Origin of the sequence: Streptomyces parvulus (assembly GCF_014648855.1) — a bacterium.
In the GTDB taxonomy this organism is placed as follows: domain Bacteria; phylum Actinomycetota; class Actinomycetes; order Streptomycetales; family Streptomycetaceae; genus Streptomyces; species Streptomyces parvulus.
On the sequence record NZ_BMRX01000003.1, the window covers coordinates 219,105 to 243,994 of the forward strand.

At 75.3% G+C, this 24,890-nt stretch carries 25 protein-coding genes; 13 read left to right on the forward strand and 12 right to left on the reverse strand.

The window, feature by feature from the left end:
• Positions 1-18: 18 nt before the first annotated feature.
• Together IE108_RS06475 and IE108_RS06480 are read right to left on the reverse strand one after the other, a co-directional pair.
• Positions 19-474, reverse strand: coding sequence for a DUF6214 family protein (locus IE108_RS06475; RefSeq protein WP_064726561.1), 456 nt, complete (start codon positions 472-474; stop codon positions 19-21).
• A gap of 116 nt (positions 475-590) precedes the next feature.
• Positions 591-953: an ArsR/SmtB family transcription factor gene (locus IE108_RS06480; protein ID WP_064726562.1), complete on the reverse strand. Its 363-nt coding sequence runs from the start codon at positions 951-953 to the stop codon at positions 591-593.
• 121 nt (positions 954-1,074) lie between these two features.
• On the opposite strand from IE108_RS06480, the gene IE108_RS06485 reads away from it, so the two are divergent.
• Positions 1,075-2,154 carry an NADH:flavin oxidoreductase/NADH oxidase gene (locus IE108_RS06485; RefSeq protein ID WP_064726563.1) on the forward strand — a complete coding sequence of 360 codons (1,080 nt, stop codon included), beginning with the start codon at positions 1,075-1,077 and terminating at the stop codon, positions 2,152-2,154.
• Between the two features lie 52 nt (positions 2,155-2,206).
• Here IE108_RS06485 and IE108_RS06490 read toward each other — a convergent pair whose 3' ends face one another.
• Positions 2,207-2,959, reverse strand: coding sequence for a PaaX family transcriptional regulator C-terminal domain-containing protein (locus IE108_RS06490; RefSeq protein ID WP_064726564.1), 753 nt, complete (start codon positions 2,957-2,959; stop codon positions 2,207-2,209).
• Positions 2,960-3,069: 110 nt separating this feature from the next.
• On the opposite strand from IE108_RS06490, the gene IE108_RS06495 reads away from it, so the two are divergent.
• From IE108_RS06495 to IE108_RS06515, 5 genes are all read left to right on the forward strand, one after another.
• A complete protein-coding gene (locus tag IE108_RS06495) occupies positions 3,070-4,815 on the forward strand; it encodes an acyl-CoA dehydrogenase family protein (RefSeq protein ID WP_064726565.1) in 1,746 nt (581 codons plus the stop codon).
• Positions 4,816-4,921: 106 nt separating this feature from the next.
• Positions 4,922-6,085 (forward strand): WD40/YVTN/BNR-like repeat-containing protein, encoded by a 1,164-nt coding sequence (locus IE108_RS06500; protein ID WP_064726566.1) that lies wholly within the window; start codon positions 4,922-4,924, stop codon positions 6,083-6,085.
• A gap of 70 nt (positions 6,086-6,155) precedes the next feature.
• Entirely contained in the window at positions 6,156-6,833 is a 678-nt protein-coding gene (locus IE108_RS06505) for a uracil-DNA glycosylase (RefSeq protein ID WP_064726567.1), read from the forward strand.
• On the forward strand, positions 6,830-7,807 hold the full coding sequence (locus tag IE108_RS06510; protein WP_064726568.1) for an N-acetylglucosamine kinase: 978 nt from the start codon (positions 6,830-6,832) through the stop codon (positions 7,805-7,807). The genes IE108_RS06505 and IE108_RS06510 overlap by 4 nt, the downstream gene beginning before the upstream one ends.
• A 137-nt stretch (positions 7,808-7,944) precedes the next feature.
• On the forward strand, positions 7,945-8,868 hold the full coding sequence (locus IE108_RS06515; RefSeq protein WP_064726569.1) for a sirohydrochlorin chelatase: 924 nt from the start codon (positions 7,945-7,947) through the stop codon (positions 8,866-8,868).
• Positions 8,869-8,993: 125 nt separating this feature from the next.
• On the opposite strand, the gene IE108_RS06520 is transcribed toward IE108_RS06515, so the two are convergent.
• Complete coding sequence (locus tag IE108_RS06520) at positions 8,994-10,025, reverse strand: lactonase family protein (protein ID WP_064726570.1); 1,032 nt, start codon at positions 10,023-10,025, stop codon at positions 8,994-8,996.
• 136 nt (positions 10,026-10,161) lie between these two features.
• Complete coding sequence (locus IE108_RS06525; RefSeq protein ID WP_064726571.1) at positions 10,162-11,652, reverse strand: FUSC family protein; 1,491 nt, start codon at positions 11,650-11,652, stop codon at positions 10,162-10,164.
• A 207-nt stretch (positions 11,653-11,859) separates the two neighbouring features.
• Between IE108_RS06525 and IE108_RS06530 the strand changes: the two genes are divergently transcribed.
• The 3 genes from IE108_RS06530 to IE108_RS06540 all read left to right on the forward strand — a co-directional run bounded on the left by IE108_RS06530 (position 11,860) and on the right by IE108_RS06540 (position 13,966).
• A complete protein-coding gene (locus IE108_RS06530) occupies positions 11,860-12,336 on the forward strand; it encodes an Lrp/AsnC family transcriptional regulator (RefSeq protein WP_064726572.1) in 477 nt (158 codons plus the stop codon).
• Between the two features lie 20 nt (positions 12,337-12,356).
• Positions 12,357-13,052 carry an HAD family hydrolase gene (locus IE108_RS06535; protein WP_064731644.1) on the forward strand — a complete coding sequence of 232 codons (696 nt, stop codon included), beginning with the start codon at positions 12,357-12,359 and terminating at the stop codon, positions 13,050-13,052.
• A 173-nt stretch (positions 13,053-13,225) separates the two neighbouring features.
• Positions 13,226-13,966, forward strand: a complete 741-nt coding sequence (locus IE108_RS06540) for a DUF4142 domain-containing protein (RefSeq protein ID WP_064726573.1) — start codon at positions 13,226-13,228, stop codon at positions 13,964-13,966.
• 19 nt (positions 13,967-13,985) lie between these two features.
• Here the strand turns inward: IE108_RS06540 and IE108_RS06545 are convergent, their stop codons facing one another.
• Positions 13,986-14,789, reverse strand: coding sequence for a LysR substrate-binding domain-containing protein (locus IE108_RS06545; protein ID WP_064726574.1), 804 nt, complete (start codon positions 14,787-14,789; stop codon positions 13,986-13,988).
• A gap of 59 nt (positions 14,790-14,848) precedes the next feature.
• On the opposite strand from IE108_RS06545, the gene IE108_RS06550 reads away from it, so the two are divergent.
• The gene (locus IE108_RS06550) at positions 14,849-15,247 is read left to right on the forward strand and encodes a DUF5997 family protein (RefSeq protein WP_064726575.1); all 399 of its coding nucleotides are present in this window, start codon (positions 14,849-14,851) and stop codon (positions 15,245-15,247) included.
• A 24-nt stretch (positions 15,248-15,271) separates the two neighbouring features.
• On the opposite strand, the gene IE108_RS06555 is transcribed toward IE108_RS06550, so the two are convergent.
• Together IE108_RS06555 and IE108_RS06560 are read right to left on the reverse strand one after the other, a co-directional pair.
• Entirely contained in the window at positions 15,272-15,661 is a 390-nt protein-coding gene (locus IE108_RS06555) for a DUF2267 domain-containing protein (RefSeq protein WP_064726576.1), read from the reverse strand.
• A 79-nt stretch (positions 15,662-15,740) separates the two neighbouring features.
• The gene (locus tag IE108_RS06560; RefSeq protein ID WP_064726577.1) at positions 15,741-16,811 is read right to left on the reverse strand and encodes an MGDG synthase family glycosyltransferase; all 1,071 of its coding nucleotides are present in this window, start codon (positions 16,809-16,811) and stop codon (positions 15,741-15,743) included.
• Positions 16,812-17,088: 277 nt separating this feature from the next.
• On the opposite strand from IE108_RS06560, the gene IE108_RS06565 reads away from it, so the two are divergent.
• The 3 genes from IE108_RS06565 to IE108_RS06575 all read left to right on the forward strand — a co-directional run bounded on the left by IE108_RS06565 (position 17,089) and on the right by IE108_RS06575 (position 19,758).
• Positions 17,089-17,943: an SDR family NAD(P)-dependent oxidoreductase gene (locus IE108_RS06565; RefSeq protein ID WP_064726578.1), complete on the forward strand. Its 855-nt coding sequence runs from the start codon at positions 17,089-17,091 to the stop codon at positions 17,941-17,943.
• A gap of 16 nt (positions 17,944-17,959) precedes the next feature.
• Positions 17,960-18,889, forward strand: coding sequence for a DMT family transporter (locus tag IE108_RS06570; RefSeq protein WP_064726579.1), 930 nt, complete (start codon positions 17,960-17,962; stop codon positions 18,887-18,889).
• 77 nt (positions 18,890-18,966) lie between these two features.
• Positions 18,967-19,758: a polysaccharide deacetylase family protein gene (locus IE108_RS06575; RefSeq protein WP_064726580.1), complete on the forward strand. Its 792-nt coding sequence runs from the start codon at positions 18,967-18,969 to the stop codon at positions 19,756-19,758.
• A gap of 191 nt (positions 19,759-19,949) precedes the next feature.
• Here the strand turns inward: IE108_RS06575 and IE108_RS06580 are convergent, their stop codons facing one another.
• From IE108_RS06580 to IE108_RS06595, 4 genes are read right to left on the reverse strand one after another with little or no spacing between them, the layout of a single operon-like run.
• Complete coding sequence (locus IE108_RS06580; protein ID WP_064726581.1) at positions 19,950-21,080, reverse strand: XdhC family protein; 1,131 nt, start codon at positions 21,078-21,080, stop codon at positions 19,950-19,952.
• Positions 21,073-23,244 (reverse strand): xanthine dehydrogenase family protein molybdopterin-binding subunit, encoded by a 2,172-nt coding sequence (locus IE108_RS06585; protein WP_064726582.1) that lies wholly within the window; start codon positions 23,242-23,244, stop codon positions 21,073-21,075. Before IE108_RS06585 ends, IE108_RS06580 begins: the two co-directional genes overlap by 8 nt.
• On the reverse strand, positions 23,241-24,233 hold the full coding sequence (locus IE108_RS06590; protein ID WP_064726583.1) for an FAD binding domain-containing protein: 993 nt from the start codon (positions 24,231-24,233) through the stop codon (positions 23,241-23,243). The genes IE108_RS06585 and IE108_RS06590 overlap by 4 nt, the downstream gene beginning before the upstream one ends.
• On the reverse strand, positions 24,230-24,823 hold the full coding sequence (locus IE108_RS06595; protein ID WP_064726584.1) for a 2Fe-2S iron-sulfur cluster-binding protein: 594 nt from the start codon (positions 24,821-24,823) through the stop codon (positions 24,230-24,232). The genes IE108_RS06590 and IE108_RS06595 overlap by 4 nt, the downstream gene beginning before the upstream one ends.
• Between the last annotated feature and the right edge of the window lie 67 nt (positions 24,824-24,890).

Below are 24,890 nucleotides of genomic sequence, written 5' to 3' on the forward strand. Positions count from 1 at the left end.
GCAGCGGCAGGCGCGGGATCAGCGGCGGGCGCGGCGCGGCGCCAGGAACCCCTCGTCGCGGGCCTGCCCGATCAGCCTGAGGGACTTGCGCCTGCTGTGCCCGGTCGCCCGCATCACCGCGAGGACGGGGTCGGCCCCGTCCTCGCGGGCCTCCCGGTACTCCCGTGCGACGAGCCGGCGCTCCTCCCGGCCGCGCGGGCGGGCGGGACGCGTCCGGCGCGACGGGGCGGGCACACCCCGGGCGGGCGGCGGCACGCAGGCCTCGAAGAGCGGGTTCTCCAGCCATTCGGCGAGCACGGCGAGGTCGTCGATGGACAGCGGCGGCTCGGCCCGCACCCCCTCCACCCGCACCTCGCGGCCGGACAGCACGGCGAGGGCGTCCACGCGCGCGCCGTCGGCGAACGCCAGCCGGACGTCGAACCAGGAGGCCGTGGCGCCACCGTCCCGCACCACCCAGGCGTGCCGCACGGACATCTCACCGTCGTCCGGACAGCGATCGGAAAGCTGAAGAGAACGATCAAAGAAGGATGCTTCGAGCACATACGCAACGTAACCGAATGATCACATTCCATACGAACGGAACACGCGGGTCAGTCGCCACCGAGGACGGCGGCCTGCCGGGCGGCGGCCGCCAGCAGGGCGTCGAGCAGGCCGGGGAAGACCGCGTCCAGATCCCCCCTGCGCAGCCCGTTCATCTTGGCCGTGCCCCGATAGGTCTGCCGCACCACACCGCTCTCGCGCAGCACCCGGAAGTGGTGCGTCGTGGTCGACTTGGTGACCGGCAGGTCGAAGTGCGAGCAGGAGAACAGCGCGTCGCTGTCGGCGGCGAGGTCCCGCACGATCCGCAGCCGCACCGGATCGGAGAGCGCGTGCAGCACGCCCTCCAGGCGGATCTCCGCGCGCGTGGGGTGCGGAAGTTCACGGGCGCCCGAGGCGGTGGCGGCGGGGGGCACGGCGGCTCCGTTCGTCGAGGGCCTTCATTGTACGAGGATCGCCGTAGTTTGACATCCGCCGTACTACGAGAGCTATCGTACGAGCTGACCCCGACCCGACACCCCCAGGGAGCAGCCCGCCATGAGCGCCCTCTTCCAGCCTCTGCACCTGCGCGAGACCACCATCCCGAACCGGGTCTGGATGCCGCCGATGTGCCAGTACTCGGCCGCGCCCGAGGGGCCGCTGGCCGGCGTCCCCGGCGACTGGCACTTCGCGCACTACGGCGCACGCGCGGCCGGCGGCACCGGCCTGATCGTGGTGGAGGCCACCGCCGTCACGCCCGAGGGCCGGATCTCCCCGCAGGACCTGGGGCTGTGGAACGACACCCAGGTCGAGGCGTTCCGCCGGATCACCGACTTCATGCGCTCCCAGGGAACCGTGCCGGCTGTCCAGCTCGCCCACGCGGGCCGCAAGGCGTCGACCGCTCAGCCCTGGAAGGGCGGAGCCCCGGTGGGACCGGACGCCTACGGCTGGCAGCCGGTCGCCCCGAGCCCGGTGCCGTTCGACGACCGGCACCCGGTGCCGACCGAGCTGACGGTCCCGCAGATCCGGGAACTGGTGGGCCGGTTCGCGGACGCCGCGCGCCGGGCCCTCGCCGCCGGCTTCGAGATCGTCGAGCTGCACGGCGCCCACGGCTACCTGATCCACGAGTTCCTGTCGCCCCACTCCAACCACCGCACCGACGCCTACGGCGGCTCGTACGAGAACCGGTCCCGGTTCGCGCTGGAGGTCGTCGACGCCGTGCGCGAGGTGTGGCCGGACGAGAAGCCGCTGTTCTTCCGCGTCTCGGCCACCGACTGGCTCGAGGAGGGCGGCTGGACGGCGGAGGAGAGCGTCCGGCTGGCCGGCGACCTCAGGGCCCACGGCGTCGACCTCATCGACGTCTCCACCGGCGGCAACGTCCCGCGCGTGCGGATCCCGACCGGGCCGGGCTACCAGGTGCCGTTCGCCGCGCGCGTGAAGGCGGAGGCCGGCGTGCCGGTTGCCGCCGTCGGCCTGATCACCGAGGTGGAGCAGGCCGAGAAGATCCTGGCCAACGGCGAGGCGGACGCGGTCCTGCTGGGTCGCGAGCTGCTGCGCAACCCGTCCTGGGCGCAGCACGCGGCGCGTGAGCTGGGCGCGGACCTCCGGATGCCCGACCAGTACGGCTGGGGCATGTGAGTCGGCGCTCCGCGGGCGCCGCGCGGCGCCCGCCCGGCCCGGTCGGTGCCCCTCAGGTCCGGGTGCCGCCCGCCCGGACCCGGCCGGACTGCTCCCGCTGGTACTCCGTGTAGGCCTCCCGCAGGTCCGCACCGGGCCAGTCGGGCGGGAGCAGTTCCGCCGGAAGTCCCGGGTCGGCCAGCAGATGGCGGACGACGGCCGCGAAGGCGGTGAGGCGGTCGGCCGGCCGTCGCGCGGCGGCGCCCCGCGTGAGCAGGTCCCGCGCGGTGCGGGACCACGCGTCCAACGGCCACAGGCACGCGGCCAGTTCGGGCGCGGGGCGCTTCGGCCGGGTGACCAGGCGCTCCGCCACCCCGTCCAGCTCCTCGGGGAGCGGGCGGCGCAGGTTGGCGGGGCGGAGCCAGACGCCTTCCCGGAGTTCCGCGAGGCGCAGGGCGGTCAGCCGGGTGCGCAGCTCCGCGCGTTCCGCCGGCCCGCGGCCCGTGGCGGTGATCACGAGCGTCTCCCAGTCACCGTCCCACGCGCGGGTGTGCGGGTGTACGGCCTCGTCCTGGCGCCGCTGGCGTTCCAGCAGCCGCTCGCTGAGCCGGTAGCCGCTCTCCGTGCGCGCCAGGTCGCCGGCGGCGGCCATGCGGCTGAGTGCCGCGCGCGCCGTGGACGCGCCGACGTCGAAGCCCTCCACGAGCCGCACCAGCTCCCGGACCGGCAACTCCGGCGGATGCGTGCCGAGCAGCAGGCTCAGCACGACCGACCGCGCGGACAGCGGGCGCAGCGGCGCGCCGCCACCGGCCTCGGAACCGTTCATCCGCTCATCCGCGCGGGCGCGTGTCGTCCGTCCACATGAGCACGTACTGTACGCACGCCCTGAGTGTTGCACTATTGCTGCGGTCGTAGCGAGGGTGCAACACTCGGGGCATGACGACACTCGCGCAGGAGCCGTACGAGGAATCCGAGGAGCACGAGGCGTACGGGGCGTACGGGGCGTACGAGGCGTACGGGGCGTACGGGGAGGGCGCCGGTCGCCCCCGTGGGTACGCCACGCACGACGTCGCCAACCAGCCCCCGCCCCTCGCCCCCTACGACGCCTCCGACGACCCGGCCCTGCTGGAGGGGCTGCGGCGGGAGGGCGCCGGGTGGGCCGAGGACGGGCTGCGGCGGCTGGGGCTGCGGGCCGGCAGCGCGCAGGCCCAGGAGTGGGGCGACCTGGCCAACCGCCACGAGCCGGTGCTGCGCACCCACGACCGGTACGGCAACCGGGTCGACGAGGTCGAATACCACCCGAGCTGGCACCACCTGCTGCGCGCGGCGGTCGCCGAGGGGCTGGCGGGGGCACCCTGGGCGGACGACCGGCCCGGCGCCCATGTGGCGCGCACGGCGGGCGGACTGGTGTGGGGCCACACCGAGGCGGGCCACGGGTGCCCCACGTCGATGACGTACGCCGCCGTCCCGGCGCTGCGCGCGACACCGGAGCTGGCCGAGGTCTACGAGCCGCTGCTCACCGCCCGGGAGTACGAACCGGCGCTGCGCACGCCCACGGAGAAGCGCGGGCTGCTGGCCGGGATGGGGATGACCGAGAAACAGGGCGGATCGGACGTCCGCACGAACACCACCACGGCCACCCCGACCGCCGAGCCCGGCGTCTACACGCTGCGCGGCCACAAGTGGTTCACGTCGGCCCCGATGTCCGACGTGTTCCTGGTGCTGGCCCAGGCGCCCGAAGGGCTGTCGTGCTTCCTGGTGCCGCGCGTGCTGCCGGACGGCACCCGCAACACGTTCCGCATCCAGCGGCTGAAGGACAAGCTCGGCAACCGGTCCAACGCCTCCTCCGAGCCCGAGTTCGACGGCACCGTCGCCTGGCTGGTCGGCCCCGAGGGCCGGGGCGTGAAGACGATCATTGAGATGGTCAACTGCACGCGTCTGGACTGCGTGATGTCCTCGGCGACCCTGATGCGCAAGACGCTGGTCGAGGCCGGTCACCACGTACGGCACCGCACCGCCTTCGGCGCCCGGCTCGTGGACCAGCCGCTGATGCGCAACGTGCTGGCCGACCTGGCGCTGGAGTCCGAGGCCGCGACGGCCCTCACCCTGCGGCTGGCGGGCGCGGCGGACCGGGCGGTGCGCGGGGACACCGCGGAGGCGGCGTTCCGCAGGATCGCGACCGCCGTCGGCAAGTACTGGGTGACCAAGCGCGGACCGGCGTTCACGGCGGAGGCCCTGGAGTGCCTCGGCGGCAACGGCTACGTGGAGGAGTCGGGCATGCCCCGCCACTACCGCGAGGCACCGCTGCTGTCCATCTGGGAGGGCTCGGGGAACGTCAACGCCCTCGACGTCCTGCGGGCGCTGGGCCGCTCCCCCGCCACCGCGCACGCCCTGTTCGCGGAACTCGCCCTCGCCCGCGGGGCGGACGCCCGCCTGGACGCGGCGGTGGCCCGGCTGGAGACGGGACTGACCGGGGCCTCGGAGACCGGCGCCCGCCGGCTGGTGGAGCTGATGGCCCTGACCCTGCAGGCTTCCCTGCTGGTCCGGCACGCGCCGCCCGCCGTCGCGGACGCCTTCTGCGCGACGCGGCTCGGCGGCGACTGGGGACACGCCTTCGGCACGCTGCCGGACTCCGCCGACCTCGACGGCGTCCTGGCGCGGGCGCTGCCGGCGGCCGACTAGCCGGAGGGTCGGGTTCCGGACGGGGCCCGGCTTCTTCGCGGGCCGGGTGAGAACTCCGCATCACCGCTGCGACCTGCGACGACGTCGACTCCAGAGGTGACTGTCAGTGGCTGGGTGCAGACTGGCCCGTGTCCGAGACAAAGGCGTCGACGAGGACGCCGCGGAGGTGATCGGCATGACCGAGGTTCTGCTCGCCGTGGGCACCCGAAAAGGCCTGTTCATCGGGCGCCGGCGGGGTGGCGCCTGGGAGTTCGACGAGAGCCCGTACTTCAACGCCCAGGCGGTCTACTCCGTCGCCCTCGACCTCCGCGGCGGCACCCCCCGCCTGCTGGCCGGCGGGGACAGCGCGCACTGGGGCCCGTCCGTCTTCCACTCGGACGACCTGGGCCGCACCTGGACCGAACCGAGCGCTCCGGCCGTCAAGTTCCCCAAGGACACCGGCGCCTCGCTGGAGCGGGTCTGGCAGCTGCACCCGGCCGCCGCCGAACCGGACGTGGTCTACGCCGGGACCGAACCGGCGGCGCTGTACCGCTCGGAGGACCGCGGCGAGAGCTTCGAACTGGTCCGGCCCCTGTGGGAGCACCCCACCCGGTCCCAGTGGGTGCCGGGCGGCGGCGGGGAGGGGCTGCACACCGTCCTCACCGACCGTCGCGACCCGGGGTCGGTGACGGTCGCCGTGTCGACCGCCGGCGTGTTCCGCACCGCCGACGGCGGCGCCAGCTGGGAGCCGTCCAACTCCGGTGTCTCCGCGGTCTTCCTGCCGGACCCCGACCCCGAGTTCGGACAGTGCGTGCACAAGGTCGCACGGGACGCGGCCAATCCGGACCGCCTGTACCTGCAGAACCACTGGGGGGTGTACCGCAGCGACGACGCCGGTTCCCACTGGACGGACATCGGCGAGGGCCTGCCCTCCACCTTCGGTTTCGCCGTGGCCGCCCACCCGCACCGCGGCGACACGGCGTACGTCTTCCCGATCAACGCCGACGCCGACCGGGTGCCCGCGGACCGGCGCTGCCGCGTCTTCCGCACCTCGGACGCGGGGAAGAGCTGGGAGCCGCTGTCCCGGGGCCTGCCCGCGGAGGACCACTACGGCACGGTGCTGCGCGACGCCCTGTGCACGGACGACGCGGAGGGCGCGGAAGGGTCGGGCGTGTACTTCGGCAACCGCAACGGCGAGGTGTTCGCGTCGGACGACGACGGCGACAGCTGGCGGCAGTTGGCCTCCCACCTGCCGGACGTGCTGTGCGTGCGGGCCGCGGTCCTGGCGTGAACCGGGTGGGGGGATCCGGCCTTGGCCACCGCTTGATCGGCGTCACCCGGACGGCAGTAGGGTGACGCCCGTGGCACCACGACCCTTGAATGAAATCGTCGAAGCGGGCTGGGCGAAGGCGCTGGAACCCGTCGCCGGGCGGATCACCTCGATGGGTGAGTTCCTGCGCGCGGAGATCGCCGCCGGACGCACCTACCTCCCGGCCGGGGCCAACGTCCTGCGGGCCTTCCAGCAGCCCTTCGACGACGTCCGGGTCCTGATCGTCGGACAGGACCCGTACCCGACCCCGGGGCACGCCGTGGGGCTGTCGTTCTCGGTCGCGCCCGAGGTGCGTCCGCTGCCCGGCAGCCTCCTCAACATCTTCCGGGAGCTGAACACCGACCTGAATCTGCCGCAGCCCTCCAACGGCGACCTGACGCCGTGGACCCGGCAGGGCGTGCTGCTCCTCAACAGGGCGCTCACCACCGCCCCGCGCAAGCCCGCCGCCCACCGCGGCAAGGGCTGGGAGGAGGTCACCGAGCAGGCGATACGGGCCCTGGCGGCACGCGGCAAGCCGATGGTGTCCATCCTCTGGGGCCGCGACGCCCGCAACCTGCGGCCGCTCCTCGGCGACCTCCCGGCCCTGGAGTCCGCGCACCCGTCGCCGATGTCGGCGGACCGGGGGTTCTTCGGCTCCCGCCCGTTCAGCCGGGCCAATGACCTGCTGGTGCGGCTCGGGGGTCAACCGGTCGACTGGCGGCTGCCGTGAGCGGCTTCCTGGCCGTGGACTCCGGCGGCTCGGGTCTGCGCGTCGTCGTGGGGGCCGCCGGTGCCGAGGGGCGCGGCCCGCTCGGCCGCCGCGCGTCGCGGGAGCCCGTGCGGACCGGGCCGCGCGGCATCGAGCCGGACCATCTGCTGGCGCAGCTGCTGCCCATGGCGCGGGCCCTGACCGCCGAGACCGGCGTGGACCGGCTGGGCACCGTCGTGGTCGGAGCCGCCGGGATGGCGACCCTCGGCGACGCCCTGCGCGCCGAGTTGCCGGGCGCGCTCGCCCGGGAACTGGGAGCGCGCCGGATCGCCCTGGCCGCCGACGCGGTGACCGCCTACGTCGGCGCCCTCGGCCCGCGGGCCGGCGCGGTCGTGGCCGCCGGGACCGGTCTGATCGCGACGGGCACCGACCTGACCCGCTGGCGCCGCGCCGACGGCTGGGGGCATCTGCTCGGCGACTGCGGCGGCGGCGCGTGGATCGGGCGGGCCGGTCTGGAGGCGGCCCTGCGCGCCCACGACGGGCGGGAGGGCGGCTCCGCGGCCCTGCTGGCCCGGGCCCAGGAGCGCTTCGGCCCGGCGGCGGGCATCCCCGGGCAGCTCTACCCGCGCACCGACCGCCCCGCCGTCCTGGCCTCCTTCGCACCGGACGTGGGCGCCTGCGCACCCGGCGACCCCGTGGCCGACGGCATCCTGCGGGCCGCCGCCGCCCACATGGCCGACTCGGCCGCCGCGGTCTGCCCGCGGGGCGGGGAGCCCCTCATCGCCGTCACCGGCGGCCTGCTGAAGCTGGGCGACCCCCTCGTCGTACCGCTGGAGGAGGAGCTGGCGAAGCGGCTGCCGCAGGCCCGGCGGACGGCCGCGGAGGGTGATCCGCTGGACGGATCGGTCCGGATCGCCCGCGACCTGGCGGTCGATGCGCTCACCCTGCCCGGTGATGAGGGGATGCTGTGGGTGCGGACCGCCGGCGACGGCTGAGAACCGTCCGCCGGCGAGGTGAATCGTGCCGATGTCGGCCGATCCGTACATCACTCATCAGACAAAACCGGACGGATACCGCTCACCTGCACCCTCCCCGAACAGGGAAACCCCGGAAACCAGTAACATGCGGCGCCATGAGCTCCCCCACTGGGCCCGCGTCCGGCCTGCCAGTACGAATGCCGCGCCCCCGCCAGCCGGGACGGCACCGCCGCCCCGAACCCCTGGTGGCTCCCGAGGGCGCGCCCGCGCTCGTCCTCGCGGTCCCGGGCACGCCCAGTAGCGCCACCCGAAGCCTCGCCGACGAGGTCATCAGCATCGCCCGCTCCGAGCTTCCCGGCCTCGACGCCCGGGTCGGACACCTCGACGGGGACGACGCCGAGTTCCCCTCGCTGTCCGCCGTGCTCGTGAGCGCCGCCGAGGAGCGCGCCGCCCGCTTCGAGCAGGCGCGCGCCGCCGGCCTGGACGTCAAGGAGCCCGACGGCCCCGTCGCGGTCGTCGTGCCGCTGCTCGCCGGTCCGGACAACTCGCTGCTGCGCCGGATCCGCCAGGCCGTGATGGACAGCAGGATCGCCGCCGAGCTGACCGACGTGCTCGGCCCGCACCCGCTGCTCGCCGAGGGCCTGCACGTGCGGCTCTCCGAGGCCGGGCTGGCCCGCGCCGACCGCGCCAGGCTGTTCACCGTGGCGACCGCCGCCGACGGCATCATCCTGGCCTCCGTGGGCGGTGACGAGGCGGTGCAGGCGGCCGGCATCACCGGCATGCTGCTCGCCGCGCGCCTCGCCGTGCCGGTGATCGCGGCCGCGCTGGACGAGGAGGGCTCGATCGCCTCCGTCGCCGAGCAGCTGCGTTCCTCCGGCTCCCAGCAGCTGGCGCTCGCGCCCTACCTGATCGGCCCGGAGATCGAGGCCTCCGTGCTGGAGGAGGCGGCCAAGGAGGCGGGCTGCGCCACCGCCGAGCCGCTCGGCCCGTACCCGGCGATCGGCAAGCTGGCGCTGGCCAAGTACACGACGGCGCTCGGCATCTCGCCGCAGCAGCCGCAGGGCACACCCGTCCGCTGACGCGCCGCCGCCCGCCCGGACGCGGGCGGCCGGACCCGGCGGCACGGCACCCAGGGAGGCCGAAGGGCCCGCTCCGCACCCGGAGCGGGCCCTTCGCCGTCCCGTGCCGCCGTGCCGCGGCCCCGTCAGCCGAAGACCACGCAGGACGCCGCCGGCACCGCCAGCGACCCGGCCCGACGCGGGACTCCGGTCTCCGGGTCGAGGGCGAACCAGGTCACGTCCCCGGAGCGCTCGTTGGCCGCGTAGAGGAAACCCCCGGACTGGGCGATCTCCCGTGGCCAGTGCCCTCCGCAGGGCACGGTGGCCTCCAGCCGCAGTCCGTCCGGCTCGACCGCGAAGACGGACAGGACGTCCTCGCCGCGCGTCGCGGTCCACACGAAGCGGCCGTCGGGCGAGACGACGATGCCGGACGGGAAGGCGTCACCGGCCGGCACTCCGGGCAGCACCGGCACCTCGGCGAGCGGCTGGAGGGCGCCCTCGGCCGCGTCCCAGCGGCAGACGGTGAGGGTGGGCGCCAGTTCGTTGAGCACGTAGGCCCGGGTGCCGTCCGGGTGGAAGGCCAGGTGCCGGGGGCCCGAGCCGGGGCGCAGGGCGGTCTCCCGGTGCACGGCGGGAACGCCGTCCTTGAGGGTGCAGACCCGCACCGAGTCGGTGCCCAGGTCCACGCTGACCGCCCACCGTCCGCTCGGGTCGGGCCGCACCTGGTGCGCGTGGGGCGCCTGCTGACGCTGGGCGTGCGGGCCGGAACCGGTGTGCCGCAGGACGCCGGACGCGGAGCGGGCGAGGGTGCCGTCGGCTCGGACCGGCACGGCGGAGACGGTGCCCGAGCCGTAGTTGGCGGTGAGCAGGTGGCCGTCGTACAGGCTGAGGTGGGTCGGCCCGTCGCCGCCCACGGGGACGGGCCGTCCGGCGGGTTCGGGCTTGTCGCCGTTCACGCGGTAGGCGGCCACCGCCCCCTCGGCCGTCTCGCTGACGGCGTAGAGCACGGCTCCGCCGGGGGCCAGGGCCAGGTAGGAGGGGTCGGGCAGCCGGTCCGTGCCGCTCACGACGGTGAGCGCACCGCTGCCGGGGTCGACGTCCGCCGTCAGGATCCCGGGGCCGCCGGCCGCCGTGAACGACCCGATGTACGCCCGCCGCTGCCTGCCACCGTCCGCCACCGCTGCCCCTCTCGTCCTGCCTCACGCGTCACGCGCCGTCCCGGGCGGGCCGGTCCGGCCGGTCGTCCGCCCCGGTGCGACGGTAGCAGTCGATCACTCACGGTCTAGACCAGACGGGTGGTGCGGGTCCGGCGGCTCAGGCGCCGACCAGCTTGGAACCGGAGGGGGCGCGCAGGGGTGCGGCGAGTTCGGCGAGGGCGCGCTCCAGGTCGTGCAGGTGGGCCAGCGCCGGTTCGACGGCGCGCGGTCCGCCGGCGTGGGCGGGTATGTCTCCGCCGCCGGTGAGCGCCTCGACCGCGGTCTCGACCCGCCAGCAGGCGGCGGCGAGCCGGGCGTCGTGCGAGGCCTCCGGGTCGGCGGCGACGGCGACCAGGCCGCGGACCTCCCGGGCGCAGTCGTCGAGCAGGCCGAGCACCTGCCGGGCGCGCAGCTTGCGGCCGTACATCGGGTTCAGCGGATGGACGAGCGGGGCGACGGACAGCCGCACCCGGCCGAGGAGCTGTTCCAGCTCGGCGACGCGCGGTGCCGGGTCGGCGCCCTCCGTGCCGGCGAGCCGGGCGGCGGCCTCGGCAGTGCAGGCGTGCACGCAGCGCAGGGCGCGCTGGATCCAGGCGTCGGTGACGGCGTGCGTGGTGACGGGCAGCAGGAACAGCACGGCGAGCACGGCGCCGAGCGCCCCGACGCCGGTCTCGGCGACGCGCAGGGCGAGCAGGCCCGGGGTGAGGACGCCCAGAAGGCCGTAGAGCAGCTCGGCGAGGAGCGTCACGCAGAGCATCATCCAGGTGTAGGAGACGGCCGCGGTGTAGAAGATGCCGAAGACGCAGGCGGCGGCCAGCACGGCGGTGGGCAGCACGGAGCCGGCCAGCGGGAAGGCCACCAGGAAGCCCAGGCCGATGCCGACGACGGTGCCGAGGACCCGGCGGAAGCCGCGAACCAGGGTCTCGCCGCGCGAGGTGGTGTTGACGAACACCCACCACGTGGCGCCGACCGCCCAGTACCAGCGTTCGCCGGAGACGAGCTGGCCCACGACCAGCGCGAAGCCGGCGCCCGCGGTGGCCTGCACGGCCTGGCGGGTGGTGATCCGGGCGAATCCTCCGCCGCCGGGCGGCACGGGGGCGGCGGGACCGGGGCGGCGGCGCTCGTAGCACCACAGGCCGAAGCGCACGGCCGCCGCGGTGGCCACGGACAGCAGGACGGCGGCGAACATCTCGGGCAGCCGGCCGGTGGTCGCGTGCAGGAACTGGGCGATGAAGAAGGTCATGAAGGCGAACACACCGAGGCTGTGCCCGCGCGGGCCCCAGCGGCGCGCGTACACGCCCGCGCCGACGACCGCGAGGAAGGTGAGGTCGCGGGCGACGGGCAGGTCGTGCAGGGCCGCCGCGGCGGTCAGCACCGGCAGTCCGGCGACGGGCAGCAGGGCGGTGGTCACGGCCTGGCCGCGCACGGTCGCGTCGGTGACGGTGAACAGCGCCAGCAGCGCCGCGAGGCCGCCGATGACGGCGCCCACCAGAGAGATGCCGGCCAGCCCGCACACGACGACGGCCGCCCCGATGCCGAGGACGCCGCGCGCGGCGAACCGCAGCCGCGTCCGACCCGGGTCCGGACTCACGAACACCCTCTTCAGCACTGCCTACCGCCCCCTCGCACCGGTCCGGATGATCTGGCATGAAAAAGGCGCCGCGGGATCCCGCAGCGCCATCGACGCTCCTATGGGAGCATCCCGGCCGCCACTGGCTCAACAGGCGACTCCTGAACTGAGCCATTGGTACAGTGATCGCGGCTTTCCCACGGCCACCCGAGAGCCAATGGCCGACGAAGGAGGACCGCGTCCCGCATGGCCGTCGACGCGCTCGACACCCGCATCCTGCGACTGCTCCTGGAACAGCCGCGCACCAGCGTCCGCGAGTACGCCCGGCTCCTCGGCGTCGCCCGCGGCACGCTGCAGGCCCGGCTGGACCGGCTGGAGCGCGAGGGCGTGATCACCGGCACCGCGCCGTCCCTCTCCCCCGCCGCGCTCGGCCACCCGGTGCTCGCGTTCGTGCACATCGAGGTCACCCAGGGCCATCTCGACGAGGTGGGCGACGCCCTGGCCGCCGTGCCCGAGATCGTGGAGGCCTTCTCCATCACGGGCGGGGGTGACCTGCTGACCCGGGTGGTGGCCCGCGACAACGCGCACCTGGAGGACGTGGTCCAGAAGCTGATCAGCCTGCCCGGGGTGGTCCGCACCCGCAGCGAGGTGGCCCTGCGCGAGCGCGTCCCGCACCGGCTGCTGCCCCTGGTGGAGTCGATCGGGCGCTCGGCCCGGAAGTGATCCTTGGCATCCTGGAGCGCATGAGCACTCTCGGGGCCCTCTCGGTCATCTTCGATCTCGACGGAACACTCGTGGACAGCGAGCCGAACTACTACGAGGCGGGCCGGCGGACCCTCGCGGAGTACGGCGTCCCGGACTTCTCCTGGGCGGACCACGAGGCCTACGTGGGGATCAGCACCCGGGAGACGGTGGCCGACTGGAAGCGGCGGTACGCGCTGGAGGCGCCCGTGGAGGAACTGCTCGCCGTCAAGAACCGCCACTACCTGGAGCTGGCCCGCACCTCGGTGCGCGCGTACCCGGAGATGCGGGCCCTGGTGGAGCGGCTCGCCGACGAGGGCGTCCCGCTGGCGGTCGCTTCGGGGTCGTCCCGGGAGGCCATCGCGGCGATCCTGGCCCGCACCGGCCTGGACGCCCGGCTGCGCACGGTCGTCTCGGCCGACGAGGTGGCGCGCGGCAAGCCGGCCCCCGACGTCTTCCTGGAGGCCGCCCGCAGGATCGGCGCGGACCCGGCCGACTGCGTGGTCCTGGAGGACGCCGCCCCCGGGGCCGCCGCCGCCCACGCCGCGGGGATGCGCTGCATCGCGGTCCCCTACGTCGCGGCGCAGGCCGACGCCCCCGAGTTCGCCACGGCCGGGCTGCTGGTGCGCGGGGGCCAGGACGAGTTCACCGCCCGGGCGGCGTACGACTGGCTCCTGGACGTGGTGCGGACCGGCTGACCGGGCGGCGGCAGACCGGCTGACCGGGCGGCGGGCGTCCGGTGCCGACCGGTGGACCGGGCGGCACGCCTCCGGTGCCGACGCGGCCGAGATTTTGCCCGCGGCGGTGATCAGAGCGTCGTTCGCCTACGTATCTCCTGGTGTCCGAGCCTGATTTCGCCCCAGGAGGCACGATGCGCATCACGCGCACCACGGCAGGGACGGCCTTCGTGGCCGGTGCCCTGGTCCTCACCCTCACCGCCCTCGCGTACCCGACCATGCTCGGGATGCAGAACACGGGCAGTGACCAGGCCCGGGTCATCACCAACACCCGGTACGGGCCGCTCACCGAGCAGGACCGGGACTTCGTGGTCAAGGTGCGCGCCGCGGGGCTGTGGGAGCACCCGCTGGGGCTGATGGCGATCGAGCGGGGGACGACACCGGAGATGAAGGAGGCGGGCGAGCACCTGGTCGTTGGTCATTCGCGGCTGGACGCCACCTGCCGCAAGATCGCGCCCGAGCTGGGGATCACCCTGCCCAATCTGGCGTCGCCGCAGCAGCAGCAGTTCGTGTCGACGGTGGACGGGACCACGGGGAAGCAGTTCGACACCACCGCGGTGAACATCATGCGCATCACGCACGGCCAGATCTTCCCGGCCATCGCCAACATCCGGGCCAACACGAAGAACTCCCTGGTGCGGCAGCTGGCCGACCAGGCCAACGACACCGTCCTCGACCACATCACCGTGCTGGAGAAGACCGGCCTGGTCAACTTCGACCAGGTCAACTTCCAGCAGACCGCGCCGCCGAGCCTGCCCAAGGTCCAGCTGACCCCGCCGGCGCCGCAGCCGGGCGAACCGGTGCTGTCCCTGACCCAGCCGCCCGGGCTCGACGTCAACACCTCGGCGCCGTCGCCGAGTCCGACGGTCCGCTGACGCGCCGGGCACCGCGGGTTCAGCGGCGGCGGGGCTTCCCGCGTCCGCCGCCGCTTCCGCTCTTCTTGCGCGGTGCCCCGCCGCGCCGGGCTCCGCCGGCCGGCTGCTTCCCGCCCTGTGCCTTGCCGCCCTGCTGCTTGCCGGCGGCCGTCTTCTTGCGCGCGGGTGCCTCGTCGGTACGCCCGCTCTTGGCGGCCCCCGGGTCGGGCTGCCGGCCGCGGGTGCTGTTGACGGTGCGGCCGCGCACGATGCCGATCAGGTCCTCGACGCGGTCCGTGTGCGCGTCCTCGGGCCAGGACAGCGCGACGCCCGACTGCGGGGCGTCGGTGACCGTGCGGTACGTGAGGTCCTTGCGGTGGTGCAGCCGGGCCAGCGACAGGGGGAGCAGCAGCACGCCGATCCCGGCCGCGACCAGCTCGACGGCGTCCGCGGTGGTGGCCGGGCGCTCCAGTGCGGGCCTGCCCGGCGGCCGGTCCTCCCACCCGAGGACGTCGTCCAGGGGGTGGAGCACGATCTCGTCGGCGAGGTCCTCGGCGGTCACCTCGTCGGCGGCGGTGACGAGGTGGTCCCTGGGGATCACCACGACCGTGGTCTCGGTGTAGAGGGGGATGGCGCTGAGGACGGTCCGGTCGACGGGCAGCCGGACCAGGCCGGCGTCGGCGTCCCCTTCCAGCAGCACGCCGTCCGCGCCGGCGGCGGGGATCTGGGTGAGGGACAGCGGCACGTCCGGCAGCCGCTCGTGCCAGATGCGCACCCATTTGTCGGGCGTCACCCCCGGGACGTACGCGAGCCGGAACGAGGGGCGGTCTTCCGAGGCTGTCACCCGGCCAGGTTACCCGGGCGTGGTCGGGAGCCGCTCACACGCTCGATACCCTTGACGGCATGACGTCGCACCAGAACACCCAGTCCATGAAGCCCGCGACCGCGGCGAAGAAGCTGGGTGTGTACCTCGAAGCCACACCCGCGGAGTTCCGGGAGGGCGTCGTCACGCGCGCCGAGCTGAACGCGCTCCAGGCCGAGCCGCCCGCCTGGCTGCGCGACCTCCGGCGCGACGGTCCGCACCCGCGCCCGGTCGTGGCCGCCAAGCTCGGAGTGTCCATCGCGGGCCTGCACCGGGGCGGGGTCGCCGAGCCGCTCACCACGGAGCAGATCGAGACGCTCAAGCAGGAGCGCCCCGAGTGGCTGGAGCGTGAGCAGGCCGTCCAGGCCGATGTCCGCAAGGAGACGGCCCGGGTGAAGAAGCTGCACGCGGAGCGTGCGGAGCGGGCGGAGCGGGACTGATCCCAGTAGCGGGGCCGGGCTCGCCTACGGTCGACGTGTTGCCCGGCCCGGGCTGCCCAAGAGATCGTCGGGCAGCTGAGCCAGAAGCGAGTCCGCCTGCTCGCGGGGCACCGCTTCGGCCAGGGCGGTGAGCACGGTGCCCGTGTCCCACTCCGCGGTGCGCGGCCGGGCGCCGGTCTGCTGGTCCACGCGCCGCAGGAACTCCGCGCCGCCGAATGACTCGGGCCGCCCGCGCTCGGTGCGCAGCACGTCGTCCAGGGGTGCGGGCAGACAGGCGGCGAGCGCGGCCGCCTCCGCCGGGTCGACGCGGGACGCGATCACGCGGAGCACGGCCGTGGCCACCTGCTCGGCCTCTTCGTCGCTGTGGTACTCGCCGAGGTCTCGGACCCGGGTCAGGAATTCGTCCAGTCGCACGTCCTCGCCTCCAGGTGCCGGTAGCGGCCCGGGGCGGGTGCCCTCGGCAGGTGGCGGGAAACAGGGCCCCGCGGCTGGATCAGCCGCGGGCGCGTGCGGCGTCGGCGTACGCGGTCAGGCGGGTCAGGGCGTCGTCCCCGAACAGCGCGCGGCCCGCGGCGATCCGCTCGCGGCGTGCCGGGCCCGGGGCGGTGAGTCTGCGCAGCGCGTCGAGCAGCGCGGCCTCGTCCACGGCGGTCTCGGAGACCCCGAGCGAGGCCATGCGCCGCACACCGTCCGCGCCGTGGCCGGGGATCGGGCGGTACCCCACGACCGGCAGTCCGGCGGCGAGCGCCTGTACGGCGGTCTGGCCGGCCGCGTTGTCGATCAGCGCGCGGGCGGCGTGCAGCAGTCCGGGCATGTCGGTCACCCAGCCCAGCGCGAGGGCACCGGGCGTGCCGGCCAGGGTGCGGCGCAGCCGGCCGTTGCCGCCGCAGAGCACGACGGGCAGGAATCCCCGGTCGGCCAGGAGCCGCACGGTGCCGTCCAGGTGCGTGCCGACTCCCCAGGCGCCGGCGGACACCACGACGGGAGGGCGGCCGGGACCGAGCCGGTCGAACAGCGCCCTCCAGCCGGCCGCGCCGGGGGCGTCGGCGAAGAACTCCGGGGCGACCACCGGGCCGCAGGTGCCGGCCGAGGCGCCGGTGCTCTCGCGCACCTCGCGCGCGGCCTCCTCGGTGAGGCACAGGCAGTGGTCGTTGCCGGGGTGCAGCCACTGCCGGTGGACGGCGAAGTCGATCACGAGGACGACGCTGGGCACCGGCAGCCGGCCCCGGGCGCGCAGGTGCCCGGTCAGCTGGGCGCCGAGGTGGAAGACGGGCACGACCACGTCCGCGCCGGTCCGTTCGGCCAGCTCGCGCAGGCCGCGGCCGGCCAGCCGGGCCAGAGGTGTGCCGCTGGGACGGCGGCCCGCGCCGGGGCGCAGGAAGAGGCGGTAGACGGCGGCGTACAGCCAGGGGGCATGGCGCACCGACCCGCGGTAGAGGCGCCGCAGAACGCCGCCGATGCCGTGGGGCAGGAGCGCGAGGACGTCGACGGCCACGGCGTCGCCGCCGCGCTCGCGGGCTCGGCGGACCAGCTCGTCGGCGACGGTGTCATGGCCCGCGCCCATGCTCGCACTGACCACGAGCACGCGGTGGCCCGTGCCCGGAGCGCGCGGGGCCGTCGGCCGGGGTGCCGGGGAGCCCGTCGGAGGGCCGGCCGGTGAGCTGCGTGGATGCACGGCGGATCAAGTTACCCGGGCATAACGGTCCAAACCAATGCAGCCGGGTGTGTTTCGGGCGGGCTGGCGGGGATACTCCGTGATCGCCCGTCCGGCCGGCCGCCGGGGCCCCGACCAGCGCGGTCGGCGACTCCCCCGGTGTCCGCCCCGAGCCAAGGTGGTCCCCATGGTCCATGCGTTCTCCCGACCTCGGTCGGCCCCCGGAACCGCGGCCGTCGCCCTCGACGCGGACCACGCGCACACCCGGCGGCGATCCGACCGCGCCCGGGACACGCGGACCCGGACCGCGCTCGTCACGGGTGCGTCCTCCGGCATAGGCGCGGCCGTGGCCCGCCGGCTGGCGGACGAGGGCGACTGGCGGCTGGTGCTCACCGGCCGCGATCCCGTGCGGCTGCGGGAGGTCGCCGACGACGCGTCCGCCACCGCCTTCGCCGCGGACCTCACGCTGCCCGGCGCCGACCGGCAGCTGACCGACTTCGCCCTGGCCACGGTGGGCCATGTGGACCTGCTGGTGGCGGGCGCCGGGGTGGGCTGGGCCGGGGAGTTCCTGGACATGCCCCCGCACACGGTCGACGACGTGCTCGACATCAACGTGCTGGCCACCCTGCGGCTGGTGCGGCTGGTGCTGCCGGGGATGGTGGCGGCGGGCTCCGGCCGGGTGGTGCTGATCGGCTCGCTGGCCGGCAGTGTGGCGGTGCGCGACGAGGCCGTGTACTCCGCCGCCAAGGCCGCGATCGGCGCCTTCGCGGACGCGCTGCGCTACGAGCTGCGGGGCACCGGTGTGGGGGTCACCCACGTGGTGCCCGGGGTGGTGGACACGCCGTTCTTCGAGCGCCGCGGCACTCCCTACCGGCGTTCCAGGCCGCGCCCGGTGCCGCCCGAGCGGGTGGCCGACGCGGTGCGCGACGCGGTGGCGCGCGGCCGGGACGAGGTGTACGTGCCCGCCTGGCTGCGGCTGCCGTGCCGGGTGCGGGGCGCGGCGCCGGGGCTGTACCGGCGGCTGGCCGCGCGGTTCGGATGAGCGGGAACGCCCGGCGGTGAGCCTCCTCACCGTCCTCCTGGCCCTTTTCGCGGCGCTGTCCAACGCCGCGGCGTCGGTCCTGCAGCGGCGGGCTGCGGCACAGGACGAGGAACGGGCCGGAGCCCGGCACACGATGGTGCGCTCCCTGCTGCGGCTGGTGCGCGACCGGTACTGGGTGGCCGGTGCGGCGCTGCTCGCGCTGACGACGGTGCTGCAGGCGGCCGCGCTGGCGGTGGGCAGTCTGGCCGTCGTCCAGCCGCTGATGGCCAGCGAACTGCTGTTCACCCTGGTGGTGGGCAGCGCCGTCTTCCACCGGCGGCCGGACTCGCGCACGTGGGTGGCCTTCGCGGCCCTCGCCGTGGGGCTCGCGCTGTTCCTGGGCGCCGCGACGCCCTCGGCGGGCGAGGACACCGCGGCCGAGGGCCGCTGGGGGTGGGCGGGGCTCGCGCTGCTCGTCCTCGTGGCGGGGCTCGCCTCGGTCGGCAGCCTGGTGCGCGGCGCGCCCCGGGCCGCGCTGTTCGGGTCGGCGGCCGCGGTGGGGTTCGGCGGTACGGCGGCCCTGCTGAAGGAGGTCACCGGGCGGCTGCCGCAGGGGGTGGGCGCGGTGCTGACCCAGTGGCCGCCGTACGCCACCGCGGCGGTCGGGGTGGTCAGCTTCCTGCTGCTGCAGAGCGCGCTGCGGGCGGGGACGCTCGCCGCGTCGCAGCCCGCGCTGACCCTCGGCGACGCGCTGACCAGCGTCGCGCTGGGCTGGGCCCTGTTCGGTGAGGAGATCGCGCTCGGCGTGCGGGTGCTGCCCGAGCTGATCGGCGTGGCGCTGATCGGGCTCGGCAGTGTCGGTCTGGCAAGGGCGCCGTCGGTGCACGGGGCGTGGGACACGGCGCCGGCCGCGCGGGACGGGCCCGGGGCCGGCGGGCGGAGTCGGGAGGAGTGGGGGCATGAGTAGGGCGAGTGGGGCGAGTCGGTCATAAGTCGGGAACGGCGGAGGACCGCGGTCGGGCCGAGCGGACCGGAGGCACACGGATGCGTCAGGGAATTCACGCCGGGCGGGCGGCCTGGGCCGTCGTGCCCGCCGCCGTCGCGCTGGCCCACATCGGCCCGGCCGCGACCTGGCTGCCCGAGCTGCGTCGGCGCCGGTTCCCGGGACTGGCGGGGCGGGGCAGCGCCGGGCACGTCGCCCTGACCTTCGACGACGGACCCGATCCGGTGTCCACGCCGCGCTTCCTCGACGTGCTGGACGGGCTCGGGGTGCGGGCGACGTTCTTCCTGCTCGGCGAGAACGTCGTCCGGCATCCGGCGACGGCCCGGGAACTGGCCCGGCGGGGCCACGAACTCGCCGTGCACGGCTGGGCGCACGACGGCCCGTGGCTGCCGTCGCCGGGGCGGGACGCGCGCGAGCTGGCGCGGGCCGCCCTCGTGGTGGGCGAGGCCGCGGGGCGGGAGCCATTCTGGTACCGCCCGCCGTACGGCATCCTCAGCTCGGGGCGCTGGGCCGCCGCGCGCCGGGCCGGGCTGCGGCCGGTGCTGTGGACCGCCTGGGGCAGGGACTGGCGGGCGGACGCGACGGCCGCCTCGGTGCGGGCCACCGTCGCGGCGGACCTGGGCGGGGGCGGCACGGTCCTCCTCCACGACACCGACCACGCCTCCGCCCCCGGCAGCTGGCGGTCCGCGCTCGGTGCCCTCCCGGACCTCGTACGCGACTGGCGTGCCGCGGGTCTCGAGGTGGGACCGCTGCGGGAGCACGGGATCCCCGGCACGGATGCCGCCGGCACGGGCGCCGGGCAGCCGGAAGAGGCGTCGGCGCCCGTGGCATGACACCGGAAAGTCACCATGACCCGGCAGCCCCCACGGGGCTCAGCCGGAGGCGGGACCTCAGCCCGAACGCGGCCCCCGCGCAACGCACACCACCGCGCGGCCCTCGGGCAACCGGCAAGGCGCCGGCGCCCGTGGCGTGACGTCGGAAACGTCGCCACCCCGGCACCGGCGCCCGAAGGCCCGCGCGAATCTCAGGCGGCCGCGCCCGTCAGGTCGCGGTGGATCGGGGTCGCACCGCCCGTCAGGGGTGCGCCCGTGCCGCCGCGGCGGGCGGCGACGATCTCCGCCGCGATCGACAGCGCGGTCTCCTCCGGTGTCCGCGCGCCGAGGTCCAGGCCGATCGGCGAGCGCAGTCCGGCCAGCTCCTCCTCGGTCACGCCGGCCTCGCGCAGGCGCCGGTTCCGGTCCCGGTGCGTGCGGCGCGAGCCCATCGCGCCGACGAACGCGACCGGCAGCCGCAGCGCCTCGGTCAGCAGCGGAACGTCGAACTTGGCGTCGTGGGTGAGCACGCACAGCACGGTCCGCGCGTCGGTGGACGTGGCCCGCAGGTAGCGGTGCGGCCAGTCGACGACGACCTCGTCGGCCTCGGGGAAACGCGCCGGGGTCGCGAAGACCGGCCGGGCGTCGCACACGGTGACGTGGTAGCCGAGGAACTTCCCGGCCCGCACGAGCGCCGCGGCGAAGTCGATCGCCCCGAAGACGATCATGCGGGGCGGCGGCACGCTGGACTCGACGAGCAGGGTGAGCCCGCCGGGGCAGTGCGAGCCGTCCTCCGAGAGGGCGACGGTGCCGGTGCGGCCGTTGTCCAGCAGGGCACGGGCCTCGGCCGCCGCCGTGCGGTCCAGGTCCGGGTGGCCGCCCAGAGCGCCCTCGTACGTACCGTCGGGGTGGACGAGCAGGGCCCGGCCCAGGAGGTCGGACGGGCCCTGGACGACCCGGGCGAGGGCGGCGGTCCCGCCCCGGGCGGCGCTCGCCAGCGCCGCCCGGAACAGCTCCCGCACCGGCGCGTCCGCACCGACCGGGGTGATCATCATGTCGATGACCCCACCGCAGGTCAGCCCGACCGCGAAGGCGTCCTCGTCGCTGTAGCCGAACCGCTCGCGCACCGTCTCGCCGCTGCGCAGGGCGTCGGCGCACAGCTCGTACACCGCGCCCTCCACGCATCCGCCGGAGACCGAGCCGATCACCGTGCCCTCGCTGTCGACGGCGAGGGCGGCGCCGGGGCCGCGCGGTGCGCTGCCGCCCACGGAGACCACCGTCGCGACAGCGAACTCCCGGCCCTCGTCGAGCCAGCGGTCCAGTTCGGCGGCGATGTCAAGCATCCGCCGCTCCCCCGTCCGTGCCCGCCGCTCCCCCGTTCGCGGCCGCCGCCGACAGGACGCGGTCGGGCCGGATCGGCAGGTCGCGGTGGCGGACGCCGGTCGCGTGCCACACGGCGTTGGCGACGGCCGCCGCCGCGCCCACGATGCCGATCTCGCCGACGCCCTTGATGCCCACCGGGTCCTCCGGGTCGGAGTCGTCCACCCAGTCCGCGTCGATGTCGCCGATGTCGGCGTGCGTGGCGACGTGGTAGCCGGCCAGGTCGGGCGCGTAGAGGCCGCCGCTCACCCGGTCCCGTACCGCCTCCTCGTGCAGGGCCATGGAGACGCCCCAGATCATGCCGCCCACCAGCTGGTTGCGGGCGGTGAGCGGGTTGACGATCCGGCCCGCCGCGAAGATACCGAGCATGCGGCGCACCCGCACCTCGCCGGTGGCGGTGTCCACGGCGACCTCGGCGAACTGGGCGCCGTAGGAGTGCCGTTCCTTCTGGGCGAGGCTGCCGAGGGCGGCGGTGGTGTCGGAGCGCACCGTGATGCCCTCCGGCGGGACGGGGGTGCCGAGCGCCAGCCGTTCGCGCAGTTCGCGGGCCGCCTCGGTGACGGCCCAGGCCCAGGAGCGGGTGCCCATCGAACCGCCCGCGATCATGGCGGGTCCGAAGTCGCTGTCCCCGATGCGCACGCGCACCCGGTCGGGCGCCACCTCCAGCGCGTCGGCGGCGATCATGGTGAGCGCGGTGCGGGCGCCGGTGCCGATGTCGGCGGCGGAGATCCGCACGGTGAAGCCGCCGTCGGCCTCGGCGGTGAGGAGGGCCGTGGAGGGGGCGGCGCCCGCCCCGAAGGAGGCCGCGGCCGTGCCGGTGCCCAGCAGCCACCGTCCGTCGCGGCGCACGCCGGTACGCGGGTCGCGTCCGTCCCAGCCGAAGCGGCGGGCGCCCTCGCGGAAGCACGCCTCGAGGTTGCGGCTGCCGAAGGGCAGGCCGGAGACCGGGCCGGTCTCGGGCTCGTTGCGCAGGCGCAGTTCGACCGGGTCGACGCCGCAGCGCTCGGCGAGTTCGTCGAGCGCCGACTCGATGGCGAAGGAGCCCGGCGCCTCGCCCGGCGCGCGCATGAACGTCGGGGAGGGCACGTCGAGACGGACGACCTCGTTGGCCGTGCGGTGCGCCTCGGCGTCGTACATCACCCGGGCCACGCCGGCGCTGGGCTCGACGAACTCGTACACGGTCGACGTCTGGCTCACCGAGCGGTGGTCCAGGGCCCGCAGCCGCCCGTCGGCGTCGGCGCCGAGCCTGACCCGCTGGGCGGTGGGGCTGCGGTAACCGGCCAGGGAGAACATCTGACGCCTGGTCATCACGACGCGCACCGGGCGCTGCAGGACGGTCGCGGCCATCACGGCGGACACCTGGTGGGCGCGCAGGCCCTTGCTGCCGAAGCCGCCGCCGATGTGCTCGGAGCGCACCCGCACCGCGGACTCGTCCAGGGAGAACATCTTGGCCAGCTCGCCCTGGATCCAGGTGGTGCCCTGGTTGGAGTCGACGACCTCCAGCCGTCCGCCGTCCCACAGGGCCGTGGCGGCGTGCGGCTCCATCATGCTGTGGTGCTCTTCGGGGGTGGTGTACGCCTCGTCCACCACGAAGGGTGACTCGGCGAGGCCGGCGTCGAGGTCGCCCTTCTCGGTCTCGGCGGGCATCACCCCGGCGGCCGGATAGGCGTCGGGGTGGGCGCCGGTGAGCCGGGTGTCGTGGGGTTCCTCGTCGTAGGCGACGACCAGGGCCTCGGCGGCCTCGCGGGCCTGCTCAGAGTTCTCGGCGACGACGAGGGCGACCGGCCAGCCGAGGTGCGGCACGCGGTCGTTCTGGAAGACGGCGGCGGTCGGGTCCGGCGGGATGCCGAGCAGGCCGACGTAGTCGGTTTCGAGGCGCGGCGCGTTGCCGTGGTGCAGGACGGCGAGGACGCCGGGCATGGCGAGGACGGGTTCGGTGTCGACCGAACGGATGCGGCCGCGGGCGACGGTGGACAGCACCAGCCAGCCGTGGGCGAGGTCGGCGAAGGGGATCTCGCCGGCGTAGCGGGCGGCTCCGGTGACCTTCTCGCGGCCCTCGACGCGGGTGCGCGAGGTGCCGACGACGCCCCTGACCGTCGTACGGCCGCCGGTCGTGGCGGTGGTCATCGGGCGGCCTCCTCGGCGAGTTCGGTGAGCACGGCCACCACGAGGTTGCGCATGAGGGTCACCTTGTATTCGTTGTCGGGCAGCGGCCTGGCGGCCGCGAGTTCGGCGTCGGCCGCGGCGGCGAAGGTCTCGCCGTCGGCGGGCGCGCCGGTCAGCACGGCCTCGGCCGCGTGCGCCCGCCAGGGGCGTGAGGCCACCGCGCCGAAGGCCAGCCGCGCCTCGCGGACGACGCCGTCCTCGATGGTGAGCGCGGCGGCGACGGAGCCGATCGCGAAGGCGTACGAGGCCCGCTCGCGCACCTTGCGGTAGCGGGAGTGGGCGGCGACCGGGGCCGGCGGCAGGATGATGCCGGTGATCAGCGCGCCGGGCGGCAGGGCGGTCTCGCGGTCGGGGGTGTCGCCCACGGGGAGGTAGAAGTCGGCGAGCGGCAGTTCGCCGGGCCCGTCGAGGGTCTCGTAGGTGACGACGGCGTCGAAGGCCGCGAGTGCCACGCCCATGTCGGACGGGTTGGTGGCCACGCAGTGGTCGGAGGCGCCGAGGATCGCGTGGTTGTGGTGCTCGCCCGTGACGGCGGGGCAACCGCTGCCGGGGGCGCGCTTGTTGCAGGGCCGGCTGACGTCGGCGAAGTAGCCGCAGCGGGTGCGCTGGAGCAGGTTGCCGCCGACGGTGGCCATGTTGCGCAGCTGCCCGGAGGCGCCGGCCAGGACCGCCTGGGCCAGCGCGGGGTAGCGGCGGCGCACCTCGGGGTGGGCGGCGAGGTCGCTGTTGGTGACGGTGGCGCCGACGCGCAGGCCGCCGTCCGCGGTCGGCTCGATGCCGTCCAGCGGGAGTTCGCGGACGTCGACGAGGCGGGCGGGGCGTTCGACGCCGGTCTTCATCAGGTCGACGAGGTTGGTGCCGCCGCCGAGGAAGCGGGCGTCCGGGTCGGCGGCGAGGAGGGCGACCGCGCCGGAGACGTCGTCGGCGCGCTGGTATCCGAATTCCCTCATGCCGCCGCCTCCTGCGCGTCGCGGTCGCCGTCGGTGCCCCGGGCCTCGGCCTCGTGGGCCTCGGCGGCGCGGGTGACGGCCTGGACGATGGAGACGTAGGCGCCGCAGCGGCACAGGTTGCCGCTCATCCGTTCACGGATCTCGTCCGGTGTCAGGGGCGGCGGTCCGGCCTCGGGGCGTACGTCGTCGGTGGCGGCGCTGGGCCAGCCGGCCGCGTGCTCCTCAATGACGGCGATCGCCGAGCAGATCTGGCCCGGGGTGCAGTAGCCGCACTGGTAGCCGTCGAGGTCGAGGAAGGCCTGCTGCACCGGGTGCAGCCGGTCGCCCTCGGCCATGCCCTCGATGGTGGTGATCTCGCGGCCCTCGGCGGCCACGGCGAGGTTCAGGCAGGACACGGCGCGGCGTCCGTCGACCAGGACGGTGCAGGCACCGCACTGGCCCTGGTCGCAGCCCTTCTTGGTGCCGGTGAGGTCGAGCCGCTCGCGCAGCGCGTCGAGCAGGGTGGTGCGGTGGTCGACGGTGAGCTGGTGCTTCTCGCCGTTGATGTTCAGGGTTACGGCGCTGGTCGTAGAGGAGGGTGCTGGGGCCATGATCAGCCTTCTCTGGTCTCTGGTGACAGCTTCTGAGGTGTCCGACGACTGGAAAACGGGCTGTAGG

What these genes read in the sequence shown, in the direction of transcription:
- IE108_RS06475 (WP_064726561.1), bottom strand. Translation starts at nt 474, where the DNA reads ATGTCCGTGCGGCACGCCTGGGTGGTGCGGGACGGTGGCGCCACGGCC.
- IE108_RS06485 (WP_064726563.1), top strand. Translation starts at nt 1,075, where the DNA reads ATGAGCGCCCTCTTCCAGCCTCTGCACCTGCGCGAGACCACCATCCCG.
- IE108_RS06490 (WP_064726564.1), bottom strand. Translation starts at nt 2,959, where the DNA reads ATGAACGGTTCCGAGGCCGGTGGCGGCGCGCCGCTGCGCCCGCTGTCC.
- IE108_RS06495 (WP_064726565.1), top strand. Translation starts at nt 3,070, where the DNA reads ATGACGACACTCGCGCAGGAGCCGTACGAGGAATCCGAGGAGCACGAG.
- IE108_RS06515 (WP_064726569.1), top strand. Translation starts at nt 7,945, where the DNA reads ATGAGCTCCCCCACTGGGCCCGCGTCCGGCCTGCCAGTACGAATGCCG.
- IE108_RS06530 (WP_064726572.1), top strand. Translation starts at nt 11,860, where the DNA reads ATGGCCGTCGACGCGCTCGACACCCGCATCCTGCGACTGCTCCTGGAA.
- IE108_RS06535 (WP_064731644.1), top strand. Translation starts at nt 12,357, where the DNA reads ATGAGCACTCTCGGGGCCCTCTCGGTCATCTTCGATCTCGACGGAACA.
- IE108_RS06540 (WP_064726573.1), top strand. Translation starts at nt 13,226, where the DNA reads ATGCGCATCACGCGCACCACGGCAGGGACGGCCTTCGTGGCCGGTGCC.
- IE108_RS06550 (WP_064726575.1), top strand. Translation starts at nt 14,849, where the DNA reads ATGACGTCGCACCAGAACACCCAGTCCATGAAGCCCGCGACCGCGGCG.
- IE108_RS06560 (WP_064726577.1), bottom strand. Translation starts at nt 16,811, where the DNA reads ATGGGCGCGGGCCATGACACCGTCGCCGACGAGCTGGTCCGCCGAGCC.
- IE108_RS06565 (WP_064726578.1), top strand. Translation starts at nt 17,089, where the DNA reads ATGGTCCATGCGTTCTCCCGACCTCGGTCGGCCCCCGGAACCGCGGCC.
- IE108_RS06575 (WP_064726580.1), top strand. Translation starts at nt 18,967, where the DNA reads ATGCGTCAGGGAATTCACGCCGGGCGGGCGGCCTGGGCCGTCGTGCCC.
- IE108_RS06580 (WP_064726581.1), bottom strand. Translation starts at nt 21,080, where the DNA reads ATGCTTGACATCGCCGCCGAACTGGACCGCTGGCTCGACGAGGGCCGG.
- IE108_RS06585 (WP_064726582.1), bottom strand. Translation starts at nt 23,244, where the DNA reads ATGACCACCGCCACGACCGGCGGCCGTACGACGGTCAGGGGCGTCGTC.
- IE108_RS06590 (WP_064726583.1), bottom strand. Translation starts at nt 24,233, where the DNA reads ATGAGGGAATTCGGATACCAGCGCGCCGACGACGTCTCCGGCGCGGTC.
- IE108_RS06595 (WP_064726584.1), bottom strand. Translation starts at nt 24,823, where the DNA reads ATGGCCCCAGCACCCTCCTCTACGACCAGCGCCGTAACCCTGAACATC.